Below are 12,496 nucleotides of genomic sequence, written 5' to 3'. Positions count from 1 at the left end.
TATACGTATATTTAAAAAATAGAACAAGATTTGTCCCATAAGAAAATATATTGAAATGGTTATTTTTATCGGAATAAAAAACTACAAATAAAGAAAAAGTCAGCATTTAAATCCAACTTAAGAAAAATATCAAAATCAATCACCAACTAGACTTCAATTTACAGATGTATATTTTTTATTGATTATCATCAAAAAAAGATTTATCACACAAAGAAAGAGAATAATCCTACAAGGAATTAGGAATTACATTACTTTAATTACAATGCATAGTCCCATAAATCTTATATAAAATACGCCATTCGTGTTCTATGAACACAAGATTAATTCTTGATATTTCTCTATTTTAAAGATAAAAAAACATGGATGGGTGATAAGAGAAAAGAATAATATCAGCGAACCTTACCAAATCATCAGTACCGTAGACGTAATCTGGATGGTGTTTACTTATTCCTACTCATCATTTTTATCTAGTGTATCGCATCAGACTATGGGCACACATCACCTAATAAAATAGTGCTAAGCGAGTATGCCCAGAGGAATTTAATCCAGCCAGTCAGCGAGAATCTGCTGCGTCGTTTTTACTGTGATACGGTTCCCCGGAATGGACAGCTCAGACCAAACCTCATTATGTTGCGCGATAAGCTGCTGAGCCGTGGCATATTTCCGGTCCGCAGTGGTATGGGCATCAGAAGCGATGGTCAGAGCATACCCTTTACTGGCGGCAATTTTGATGGTGGTATCAACACAGTAATCCGTGGCACAACCACAAATAGTCAGATGAGTAGCCCCTAGCTGGGCAATAATAGTGTCGAGCGAGGTAAGATAAAACGAATCACACGCTGTTTTGGTAACAGAAATAGCATTCTGCGGGTAATGTAATTCCGGTAGCAGTTGCCACAATTCACTCCCTTGTGTCATTTCATCTTCTGCATGCTGTATGAAAATGACTTGGTCAGCATGGTCGATCAACTGATTAATACGAACGACGCGACCTTCACGATCAAAACGTGGATTAGCAAAAACCCCATTTTGCATATCAATGACAATAACAACATGTTCTCTGGTCACCGCCAACCTCTACAATGTATGTGGACCCGCTGTTAAGCTACAAAGGCCTTAGGGGAAAAGCCTATGCTAAGTTAAAGATCCTGACTTACACAATGGCCTAATCATACAAAACCTAATGAAAAACAACTTGATCTCGACCACCATTCTTCGCTCGGTAGAGTGCTTTGTCGGCTGACTTAATCGCATCATCAAATGAGGTGTCTTTAACATATAAAGCTGCACCGATAGATATCGTAATGTTGAGAGAGTGGTTGTCCGGTGTAATAAACAGCGTATCGCGGATATGTGTAGTTATCCGCACCAAGATCTCACTGGCAATTCTGTTATCTGCGGTATGTATTAACAGCAAAAATTCTTCACCGCCATACCGCGCCAGAAAATCATTTCCTCTAATCACTGACGTTAGTTCCTGGGCGATATCATATAAAATTTTATCACCGGCAGAATGTCCATGATTATCATTAACCCTTTTAAAAAAATCTATATCAATCAAAGCAATAAAGCAGTCCTTATGCGTTTCTCTAAAATTATCCAAATGGTGATTAATACTGAATCTATTAGGTAATTTAGTCAGTTGATCCGTCGAGGATTGGAATTGCAAAATAGAGAATTTACTAAACGTTTTTTGAAAGCGGCTAAAAATAAAATAGAGTATCGAGAGTAAAATAATGCTCATCGCGGATTTAAATATTGAACGGGGAAGGTATCCTAAAGAGATTAGCCGTTCAAAATTCAAAGCAATATTTATACATTGTGGAATGAAAACCGAAAGGAAAAAAGTAGCATATCTTTTATTATCCCAAATTTTTAGCGCTATAGATAAAAACATGAAAGACATAATGAAAATATCATAAAATGGCGATAATCCAAATACAAATACCGCATGGATAGCATAGCTTATCAATAAGGGGATTGGGCCAAAAATTAATGCTGTCAGGACAATAGGACTAATGATTAACCCATAGAGTGTCGCACTGGTTTGGTTATGAAAATCAGCAAGATAGGTTGCAGTAAAACCGGCAATCACGCCCATTAGAATTTTATAATGTAACTGATTAGGTTTTTGTCTGGTAATAATATAAAGATAAGGTAATGATATGCAAAGATAGATAATACAGACCGCATTAAAGGAACTTGTCAAAACACTCTGCATCAATTGAAACATAATATAATCTTCTACACTTAATGAACTCGGCTATAGAGACAGGTAACCAAGTAAACAGAAAAAGGAAAGTTATAACGTATGCGGATAGGTTTCCTTTAATTTTGCGTATTTTCACCATAAAGGAGCGAACTATATCGTAAAAATAATAATTTATAAATAATTATATTTCTCTTAGTCATTTCATTTAGCATAACGTAAACTTAATATCACTTACGCCAGATATTATCCCTCGTCATAAGGAGTATAAACAGGATTTAATAATTTAAAAAATACTCGAGAGTGGCAAGAAAAACATCTATTATTACAGCCACGAGGAAATAAAAAACCAGCCGCTAAGCTGGTTATTATTATTCTATCGATTGTTAAGATTTGCCGTTAAGTCGTTTATTTTTTTAGTTGCAATGTTGTCATGCAGGTTTGGCTTTCAGCTTGGGTCGCAAAAGGTGATACAGCTTTGAGGCCTTGATAACTCACTTCGATAGTCCCTTCAGTATTGCGTGGCAACCACACACCAATAAAACCATTCTGATAGCTGGTCAGTGTATCTTGCAGGATAACTTTCCCGGCTTTATCGGTAATTTTCACATCAAATGCGGTATTCGCCAATTCACCACGACAGCCAGACAAACTGTGATTGAAGCATGGGTGAGTTTGGTTTACATAGGGGGCGAATGAGAGATAGAACTTATCACCCAAGGGAAAAGAATACCGCTGTTGTTCATCGGATAAGGTGAGTTCCGCACTCGTTACCGAAGCTGAATATGCCAAAGGGCGTTCTTGTTTGGATTGATCGATGGTCTCAATCATTTGCTCAGTAGTTTTTCCCGCTAAGCCATGTTGAGTCAAAAATTCCGTTTGTGTCGTCGCCGCGGCGAAATGGCTAAAAGTGACTGCAGCTAAAGCAACAATAGCCAGTCGGGCTGTTGTTGCAAATGTCTTTTTCACTGTCATGGTATCCTTCCAGTAAGAGGAAATGTTCTAGATAAGTTGGAATAATGACTGATAATCTAAACCCTCCCCTTGGGGGAGGGTCAAAGACAGATTTGAATAGAAAGGTAAACCATTGTATAGAAATGAATTTTATTGATATAAATCAAATTAACACTCTGACGTACCCCTCAAAACTGATTAATTAATATCAGGATGTTGAGCGATAAGATTCTTTCTCTTTTTCTCAAGTTCGGCTATTTCTTGATCAATATCATCAATGTTGTGTTCGATATGATCATGGTGTTCCTGCAATATCTCTCTGGCCTCCGCCCGATCAGACGCGGCTGGCGTCGCCCCTTTCAGTGGCATATTGGCAGTCTCTTTCATAAATATTCCAGTAACCAAACCAATAACCGCCACCACCATTAAGTAATAAGCGGGCATAAACAGATTTTGCGTTGTTTCAACCAACCACGCTGCGGCCGTTGGTGTCAGCCCTGCAACCAACACCGACACATTAAATGCGATAGCTAATGCGCTGTAGCGGATATGGGTTGGGAACATTGCGGGTAATATTGAGGCCATCCCCCCCGTAAAACAGTTAAGCAAAATAGCCAGGATCAACAAACCACAAAATATCAAACCGATGATGCCGCTATTAATCAAAATAAAGCTGGGAATAGCGAGAATAAACAGCCCAATACTGCCACAAATAACAAAAGGTCTACGGCCGAATTTATCGCTCATTAATCCCATCACAGGCTGAACGAATAACATACCCAGCATGATTGCAATGATAATCAATACACCATGATCTTCAGAATAATGCAGACTATGGGATAGGTAGCTTGGCATGTAGGTCAGTAGCATGTAATAAGTGACGTTGGTGGCAATAACCATCCCGACACAGATAATCAGGCTTTTCCATTGTTTGGTTAAAATCTCACGGAAAGAAACCTTAGGTGGCTCGGCAATATTGTGGCGTGAATCATTATCAATTTTATCGACGTGCTGTTGAAAGGTCGGTGTCTCTTCAAGTGCATGACGCAAATAGATACCGATTAATCCTAATGGCGCAGCAACGAAGAACGGAATACGCCATCCCCACTCAAGGAAACTGGCTTCACCCACAATGCTGGAAATAAGCAGAACGACTCCAGCGCCTAATACGAAACCTGCAATGGAACCAAAATCCAACCAACTACCAAGAAAACCACGTTTTCTATCGGGTGAATATTCAGCCACAAAAATAGCGGCTCCGGTATATTCGCCACCAACCGAAAAACCCTGTGCCAGTTTTGCCAATAACAATAATATCGGTGCCCAAATACCTATCGAGGCATAAGAGGGAATCAGACCAATACAGAAGGTACTGACCGACATAATAATGATGGTGACGGACAGGACTTTTTGCCGCCCATATTTATCACCTAACGCACCAAAGAATAAGCCACCAAGGGGCCGAACCAAGAAAGGAACGGAAAAAGTCGCCAGCGCAGCAATCATCTGAATACCGGGATCAGCACCGGGGAAAAATACCTGACCAAGTGCAAAAGCGACAAAACCATACACCCCGAAATCGAACCACTCCATGGCGTTGCCCAACGCCGCTGCGGTGATTGCCTTCTTCAGTTTGGCATCATCAATGATTGTAATATCATTGAGTTGCATAGGTTTAACACTCTTTCTTCGTAGTCCCATTGTTTCTTCCTTATGTTCCCAATAGCTCCACTGCATAAAGCATGAAAATGATGACGCGGAGTAATACCTGTTAAAAATTCAAATTTAGTGAGATATTTATAAGAATAGTTGTAAAGCGAGGCGATGTGTAGGATAGAGCGGCCTGCAACATTTAGATAGAATAACTTAACATTATCCAAAATACATGTTAAAAGGCGAATTAAAAGCACAAAAAATAGCAATTTCCGCCATTAAATCGTAAACATCCAGACACATATACTACTCATGTTATCAGTGGGTAAATTGGCCTTACCCGCCCGTGCAAGGCCGAGTTATCGCTTTCATCCTTAAGCTGCACCCCCGATAAATGCCGTTGGAAAGATTGCTCCAACAACCAGGCTAACTTAAAAGCCGCCTGAGGATAATCCAAACCCTCTGGCCGGATATTAGAAATACAATTGCGCTCGGACTCCAACCGCCGCGTGTTCGGCCCCCAAGTCATATAAACCCCCAAACTATCCGGGGAAGAAAGCCCCGGCCTTTCACCAATCAACATGACAACCGCTTTGGCTTGTAAACACTCCCCTGCATCATCCCCTAATGCTACCCGTGATTGATGAGCCAACACTATCGGGGCCAGTGATAAGCCGAGCGTTTGCAAATAAGGTCGTAAGGCCATCACCAAAGGAATTGCCTGCCGGTGTACCGCTTTCGATGACAGACCGTCACCAATAACTAACAGAATATCGGCTTGCTTATCAGGCCATGCACACAACTGTTCACGGCTTTGCGACGATAGCTTTCGGCCAAGATCCGGGCGGCGCAGATAAGTTGCACGATCCGGCGCGGCACTGTTGACGGTAAGTGTCTGTAATCCTGAATCTGCCAGTTGATTAGCAAGATCCTCGCTGATAAAAGGCTGGTGCACGGCATCCCGTGCCTGCGCATGTGCCAAACCAAATTTCAACAGCTCTTCAGTAGGTAAGCTTGCTCCTGTACGGCCAAGAGCAATACGCGCCGCCGTGAACTGGCGCAAAACCGCCCACGAATTGCGATGTAACACCCCGTTTATTATCTCATTTCCGCTCATCAGAATGCCCCCATAGGTGGCAACTGTGCTAATAACGGATGATTGGCCGCGGTATCACGCAAGCGCCCCTGAGCATCCATAATATTCATTTTCTCTAGCCACAGACCAAACTCTGGTGCATGTTTCAGACCGAGCAATTGCCGGATATACAACGCATCATGAAACGACGTACTTTGATAATTAAGCATGATGTCATCAGCTCCCGGCACCCCCATCATAAAGGTCAGTCCAGCGGTCCCCAGTAAGGTCAGCAAGGTATCCATATCATCCTGATCCGCCTCAGCATGGTTGGTATAGCAGACATCACAACCGAGTGGGACACCCAGTAACTTGCCACAGAAATGGTCTTCCAAACCGGCACGGATAATCTGCTTACCATCATAAAGATATTCTGGCCCGATAAACCCGACGACAGTATTAGTCAGTAACGGTGAGAAGCGGCGAGCAATCGCATAAGCACGCGCTTCGCAGGTTTGTTGATCAACCCCGAAATGAGCATTACCGGAGAGACAACTGCCCTGCCCAGTTTCAAAATACATCACATTGTCACCGACAGTGCCTCGCTTGAGGCTCAATGCCGCACAGTGTGCTTCTTCCAACAAAGCCAGATTGATGCCAAAACCGGCATTTGCAGCTTCACTGCCCGCGATAGACTGGAACACTAAATCAACCGGTGCTCCGCGTTCAATCAACTTAATCGTGTTAGTAACATGCGTTAATACGCAGGATTGAGTGGGGATCTCAAAGCGACTTATCACGTCATCCAGCATATAATTAAGTTTTTCTAACAATGGCAAGCTGTCACTGGCGGGATTGATGCCAATCACAGCATCACCGCTGCCATACAGCAGGCCGTCAAGCATGCTGGCGGCGATACCCGGCAAACTGTCCGTGGGGTGATTGGGCTGTAGCCGCACACTTAAGTGGCCGGCAAGGCCAATAGTGTTACGGAATCGGGTAATAACACGGCATTTTTTCGCCACCAGAATCAAATCCTGATTACGCATTATTTTACTTACCGCGGCGGCCATTTCTGGGGTGATACCAGCACTGACTTGCGCTAGCGTCACACTGTCGGCCTGCTCGCTGAGTAACCAGTCACGAAAATCGCCGACGGTCAGATGCGCTATTGGCGCAAAAGCCTGCGGGTCGTGGCTATCAATAATCAGCCGTGTGACTTCATCCTGCTCATAAGGAATCAGCATTTGCTGTAAAAACGTTTTTAGCGGCAGATCTGCCAGCGTCATACGGGCAGCCATGCGTTCTTCAGCACTTTCTGCCGCAACGCCCGCCAGATAATCGCCCGAACGTGCCGGTGAAGCTTTAGCCATCAAATCGCGTAAATCGCCAAAGTGGTAACTACGATGGCTCAGTGTTGTCTGGTACATACTGCGTCCCTTAGTTGTTCAGGCTGCATAAACAGCCTGAACAATGATGACATTAATAGCAAGAATGGATCACTCGGCAGCACTGAGCTGTGGATCAAATGCGGCAGTAGCGCGTGAACGGTGGGTAAGACGAAAATAAATATAACCGACCAACATCATTCCAGCGAATATCAGAGCCAGCAGCGGGTTGTAATAGATCATCGCAATCAGACAGACAACCGCCAAAACTAACGCCAATGCTGGCGCAAACGGATAGAACGGCGCGGAGAATGGGCGAGTCAGGCGTGGCTCTGTTTGTCGCAGTTTGAATAATGACAACATTGAGATGATATACATCACGATGGCACCAAACACCGACATAGTGACAATATTTGCCGTCAGTGGCATGCCGCCAATAATAATCAACGAGTCAGAAAAAATAGCACCAATCCCGACAACACCACCAGCCAAAATAGCCAGGTGTGGGGTACGGAAACGGCGCGGGCCAAGGCAAAAATCTGGCGGGAATAGCCCATAATGATGCCATGGAACGAGGCTATCAGACCAAACAGCCCAAGCCATACCAGCATGTGTAACCAACCGCTGTCGCTGCCAACGATAATTTTCATTGCTTGTGGCAGTGGGTCGTTGATATTAGATAGCTTAGTCCAGTCGCCCACCCCACCGGCAAATACCATCACACCTAATGCCAGTAGCACTAAGGTCAAAATACCGCCAATAAAGGCGCGCGGAATGGTACGTTGTGGCTCTTTTGCTTCCTCTGCAGCCATCGAAGCCCCTTCAATCGCCAAAAAGAACCAGATAGCAAAGGGAATAGCGGCAAAAATCCCCGATAATGACCCGATACTGAATGTATCCGCGCCAGCCCAACCGCCTCTGACAAAGTTACTGATTTCAAAGCCTGGTGCGACCACGCCCATAAATACCAGCAACTCAAAAATGGCCAATATCGTCACCAACAGTTCGAAGGTTGCAGCAATACTGACACCCAGAATATTCAATGACATAAATATCAGATAGGCCCCAACCGCCACCCACTTTGGGTCAACTGCTGGGAATTGAACATTAATATAGGCACCAATTGCCATGGCAATGGCGGGAGGAGCAAATACAAACTCAATCAACGTCGCAAGACCAGCAATAAAGCCACCCGTTGGGCCAAAAGCGCGGTGAGCGTAAGCAAACGGCCCTCCGGCATGAGGAATAGCGGTGGTTAATTCGGTAAAACTAAAAATAAATGCCGTGTACATCGCGGCCACACCCAGAGCAGTAAACAGGAACCCTAAGGTCCCCGCTTGCGCCCATCCGTAGCTCCAACCAAAATATTCGCCGGAAATCACCAACCCGACGGCAATACCCCATAATTGAAAACTGCCCAACGTACGTTTTAATTCCGGTGCTTGTTTCGCCTGTGACATACCTTATCCCTATCAAAGAAATTTAATGGTAATAGTGCGGTCTATGGCTAAAGCAATGTTTGTACCAAATGCTAGATAACCGCTGAACAACGGAAATACCCGCACTTTAAGTAATGGGAAAAGGAGATGTAACGGGAGATAGCACTGTATGTGCGCTTTTCCCGCACTTTTTAGAGGCAAATGCACGAAGATGCAGCACCGCGAGGAAGGTACGCCTCATCCAGTCAAAAAAAACATCGTTTTGCTGCTGGGAGTACAGCACTCACTTTAATTTTCATAAATAATGCATTACGCAATGCCATAAACAAGACATAAATCACAAAATAAATAATTTATTAAAATTAAATATTCGTGATGCACTGCAAATTTAGGCTATTGCATTTTTATACAAATACTAATTTATATAAAATAATTGTGATCACAGTTACTGTTTTTCAGTGTTTGCATTTCATTAGTATCACAGATCACATTTTTTCATCGATTTGATTAAGCGCGTCGTCAAGAATAAGCTCAATTTCAGTTAATGCCCACGAGAATGAATTAATGGGTCGCCAAGATAAAATAATAATATAAGGACTCCCTATGCAGGCGCTTATCGATTTCTTTCCTGAAAATAGTATTGCGATATATCCTTCCGCCGAGCATTGGGAACACGCTATTGATTTATCAATGGCAAGCCTAATCGATAATCATGCGGTTAAACCTGAATATAGTCAGGCGATCAAAGATGCCACCCGTGAGATAGGGCCTTATTATATTTTGGCACCAGAAATAGCTATGCCGCATGCCCGCCCTGAAAATGGCGTGAACCACACCGCACTCAGCCTGACATTGCTGCGTAAAGGCGTGATTTTCGACGCTGACAGTGAACCGGTAAAATTACTAATAGGCCTGGCAGCAAAAGATGCGGACTCCCATATTTATGCTATTCAGGCATTAAGTGAAATGTTCTGTGACGATGAATCTATTACATCATTACTGAATGCTGCCAACACCGAAAATATAAAAGATATCCTTAAGCGTTATTAACCTATTCCGATAATACAATAACAAGGAATTAATATGGCTAATAAATCAATACGCGCCAAAGTACAATCCTTTGGCGGTTTTCTAACAGCAATGGTAATACCTAATATTGGGGCTTTTATTGCATGGGGGTTTATCACTGCATTATTTATCCCGACTGGATGGACGCCGAACGAACACTTCGGCAAGTTGGTCGGCCCGATGATTACCTACCTGCTACCGTTAATGATTGGTTCTACCGGTGGGCATTTGATTGGGGGTAAACGCGGGGCCGTGATGGGCGGTATTGGCACTATGGGGGTTATTGTTGGTGCTGATATTCCGATGTTTATCGGCGCGATGGTGATGGGGCCACTAGGGGGTTATTTAATTAAACATATCGATAAGCGATTGGAGAAACACATTCCAGCCGGTTTCGAGATGGTAATTAATAATTTCTCCCTCGGTATCAGCGGCATGTTGCTCTGCCTGCTGGCCTATGAAGTGATCGGCCCGGCGGTGATGGAGGCGAATAATCTGGTCAAACAAGGCATCGAAGCACTGGTGTCTACTGGCTTCTTACCCCTACTGGCGGTGATTAATGAACCTGCCAAAGTGCTGTTCCTGAATAATGCCATCGACCAGGGAATCTATTACCCACTGGGAATGCAGGAAACTGCTATCCACGGCAAATCAATTTACTTTATGGTCGCCTCAAATCCAGGGCCAGGGTTAGGTATTCTGCTGGCTTTCTCACTATTTGGCAAAGGTATGAGTAAGAAGTCAGCACCCGGCGCGATGATTATTCATTTCCTCGGCGGTATCCACGAGCTCTATTTCCCTTATGTTCTTATGAAACCACTGATGATCATTGCCATGATCACCGGTGCCATGAGTGGCATATATGTCTTTGAATTATTAGGTGCTGGCCTGGTTGCAGGTCCGAGTCCTGGTTCTATCTTCGCGTATCTGGCATTAACCCCTCGCGGTGGTTTCCTAGCTACCTGTGCGGGTGTCTTTACCGGTACTGCAGTTTCGTTCTTGGTGGGTTCCATCATCTTGAAAATGGACAAAGCCACCAGCGAAGAGAGCTTTGAAGAGTCGCAAACCGCCATGAAGAATCTAAAAGCCGAGGGCATATTGGCCAATCACCTCAACAATGATCATCCGGTACGGTTGATAGCCTTTGTCTGCGATGCCGGGATGGGGTCCAGCGCCATGGGAGCAACCACGTTTAGAAAAAAACTGGAGAAAGCCGGTTACCCGATTGCGGTAAAACATTACGCCATCGAAAACATTCCAACCGATGCTGACATCATTGTTACCCACGCCAGCCTTGAAGGCAGAGCACAGGGCGTGACGGACAAGCCATTGATTCTAATTAAAAATTATCTTGGCGACCAGGCTCTGGATATTTTATTCGAGCAATTGACTACAAGTGATAAGCCAAAGGAATCAGTATGAAAACGAAAGTGGCTGCAATATACGGTAAGCAAGATGTCCGCCTACGTGAGTTTGAATTACCCCCGATCAGCGATGACGAATTACTGGTTAGCGTCATTTCCGACAGCGTCTGCCTGTCGACTTACAAAGCAGCTTTGCTGGGTAGTGAGCACAAACGAGTACCGGGTGATGTGGCGCAACACCCTGCCATTACTGGCCATGAATGTGCGGGGGTCATTGTTGAAGTCGGTAAGAATTTAGCCACCCGCTATCGTGCTGGTGAACGTTTTGTGTTGCAACCTGCGATGGGGCTACCCAGTGGCTATTCAGCAGGTTACAGCTACGAATATTTTGGCGGTAACGCCACCTACATGATTATTCCCAAGCTGGCTATTGATCTCGGCTGTGTACTGCCTTATCACGGCAACTATTTTGCCGCCGCATCGCTGGCTGAACCGATGTGTTGCATTATTGGAGCCTATCACGCCAGTTATCACACCACACAATATGTTTATGAACACCGCATGGGCATTAAGCCCGGCGGTAATCTGGCCCTATTGGCTTGTGCCGGGCCAATGGGAATGGGGGCTATCGATTATGCCATCAACGGTGATATCAAACCGGCCCGCGTGGTGGTGGTAGATATAGATGAAGTCCGTCTGGCTCGTGCTGAGCAACTACTACCAAGAAAACAGGCAGCAGATAAAGGTATCGAACTGATTTACATCAACAGCAGCAAGCTGGATAACCCCATCGATACATTACGTCAACTCACGGGGAATCAGGGTTTTGATGATGTATTTGTCTACGCAGCTGTGCCAGCAGTCATTGAATTGGGTGATGATTTGCTGGCAGAAGATGGTTGCCTGAACTTCTTTGCCGGCCCGACAGATAAGCACTTTAAAGTGCCGTTTAACTTCTATCACGTCCACTACTCCAGTACGCATATTGTCGGTACTTCTGGTGGCTCTACCGGTGACATGGAAGAGGCACTTACGCTTTCTGCCCAGCGACGCATACAACCCTCTTTTATGATTACTCATATTGGCGGTCTGGATGCTGTACCTGAAACGGTGCTCAACCTCCCCCATATACCGGGTGGCAAGAAACTGATTTATAACGGCATTACCATGCCCCTCACCGCCATTGACGATTTTGCCGAACGAGGTAAAACGGATCCATTATTTGCGCAATTAGCCGAACTGGTCGCCGAAACTCATGGGGTCTGGAATGAAAAAGCAGAACACTATCTGTTAGCGCACTTTAACGTGGATATCGGAGTCGAGAGTGAAAACACTGGCATATGATA

At 44.4% G+C, this 12,496-nt stretch carries 9 protein-coding genes and 1 pseudogene; 3 read left to right on the top strand and 7 right to left on the bottom strand.

Annotated features, from left to right (window positions below; translation table 11 throughout):
- Nucleotides 1–540: 540 nt before the first annotated feature.
- The 7 genes and pseudogenes from V2A84_RS22330 to eat form a co-directional block, all read right to left on the bottom strand.
- A complete protein-coding gene (locus V2A84_RS22330; RefSeq protein WP_083162507.1) occupies nt 541–1,068 on the bottom strand; it encodes an isochorismatase family protein in 528 nt (175 codons plus the stop codon).
- Between the two features lie 112 nt (nt 1,069–1,180).
- Nucleotides 1,181–2,233 carry a GGDEF domain-containing protein gene (locus V2A84_RS22325; RefSeq protein ID WP_227746581.1) on the bottom strand — a complete coding sequence of 351 codons (1,053 nt, stop codon included), beginning with the start codon at nt 2,231–2,233 and terminating at the stop codon, nt 1,181–1,183.
- 384 nt (nt 2,234–2,617) lie between these two features.
- Nucleotides 2,618–3,178, bottom strand: a complete 561-nt coding sequence (gene cueP / locus V2A84_RS22320; protein WP_193784774.1) for a copper-binding periplasmic metallochaperone CueP — start codon at nt 3,176–3,178, stop codon at nt 2,618–2,620.
- 183 nt (nt 3,179–3,361) lie between these two features.
- Entirely contained in the window at nt 3,362–4,864 is a 1,503-nt protein-coding gene (gene proP, locus V2A84_RS22315) for a glycine betaine/L-proline transporter ProP (protein WP_442849064.1), read from the bottom strand.
- A 262-nt stretch (nt 4,865–5,126) separates the two neighbouring features.
- Nucleotides 5,127–5,933 (bottom strand): ethanolamine ammonia-lyase subunit EutC, encoded by an 807-nt coding sequence (eutC, locus tag V2A84_RS22310; RefSeq protein WP_083162501.1) that lies wholly within the window; start codon nt 5,931–5,933, stop codon nt 5,127–5,129.
- Nucleotides 5,933–7,321 carry an ethanolamine ammonia-lyase subunit EutB gene (locus V2A84_RS22305; protein ID WP_083162499.1) on the bottom strand — a complete coding sequence of 463 codons (1,389 nt, stop codon included), beginning with the start codon at nt 7,319–7,321 and terminating at the stop codon, nt 5,933–5,935. Before V2A84_RS22305 ends, eutC begins: the two co-directional genes overlap by 1 nt.
- A gap of 69 nt (nt 7,322–7,390) precedes the next feature.
- Nucleotides 7,391–8,739 (bottom strand): annotated as a pseudogene (gene eat, locus V2A84_RS22300) (ethanolamine permease).
- Between the two features lie 582 nt (nt 8,740–9,321).
- On the opposite strand from eat, the gene V2A84_RS22295 reads away from it, so the two are divergent.
- From V2A84_RS22295 to V2A84_RS22285, 3 genes are read left to right on the top strand one after another with little or no spacing between them, the layout of a single operon-like run.
- On the top strand, nt 9,322–9,768 hold the full coding sequence (locus tag V2A84_RS22295) for a PTS sugar transporter subunit IIA (protein ID WP_083162495.1): 447 nt from the start codon (nt 9,322–9,324) through the stop codon (nt 9,766–9,768).
- Nucleotides 9,769–9,801: 33 nt separating this feature from the next.
- Nucleotides 9,802–11,208, top strand: coding sequence for a PTS mannitol transporter subunit IICB (locus V2A84_RS22290; RefSeq protein WP_442849063.1), 1,407 nt, complete (start codon nt 9,802–9,804; stop codon nt 11,206–11,208).
- Nucleotides 11,205–12,494 (top strand): zinc-binding dehydrogenase, encoded by a 1,290-nt coding sequence (locus tag V2A84_RS22285; RefSeq protein ID WP_372569640.1) that lies wholly within the window; start codon nt 11,205–11,207, stop codon nt 12,492–12,494. The genes V2A84_RS22290 and V2A84_RS22285 overlap by 4 nt, the downstream gene beginning before the upstream one ends.
- Nucleotides 12,495–12,496: the final 2 nt, after the last annotated feature.

This window comes from Yersinia sp. 2553 StPb PI, from assembly GCF_052217105.1.
Lineage (GTDB): Bacteria > Pseudomonadota > Gammaproteobacteria > Enterobacterales > Enterobacteriaceae > Yersinia > Yersinia enterocolitica_E.
Note: the sequence above shows the minus strand (reverse complement) of the source record. Positions and strands in the feature narration are given on the sequence as shown.

Excerpts from the sequence above, each read along its gene's own strand:
- eutC (WP_083162501.1), bottom strand. The coding sequence starts at position 5,933 with ATGAGCGGAAATGAGATAATAAACGGGGTGTTACATCGCAATTCGTGG.
- proP (WP_442849064.1), bottom strand. The coding sequence starts at position 4,864 with ATGGGACTACGAAGAAAGAGTGTTAAACCTATGCAACTCAATGATATT.
- V2A84_RS22285 (WP_372569640.1), top strand. The coding sequence starts at position 11,205 with ATGAAAACGAAAGTGGCTGCAATATACGGTAAGCAAGATGTCCGCCTA.
- V2A84_RS22295 (WP_083162495.1), top strand. The coding sequence starts at position 9,322 with ATGCAGGCGCTTATCGATTTCTTTCCTGAAAATAGTATTGCGATATAT.
- V2A84_RS22325 (WP_227746581.1), bottom strand. The coding sequence starts at position 2,233 with ATGTTTCAATTGATGCAGAGTGTTTTGACAAGTTCCTTTAATGCGGTC.
- V2A84_RS22305 (WP_083162499.1), bottom strand. The coding sequence starts at position 7,321 with ATGTACCAGACAACACTGAGCCATCGTAGTTACCACTTTGGCGATTTA.
- V2A84_RS22290 (WP_442849063.1), top strand. The coding sequence starts at position 9,802 with ATGGCTAATAAATCAATACGCGCCAAAGTACAATCCTTTGGCGGTTTT.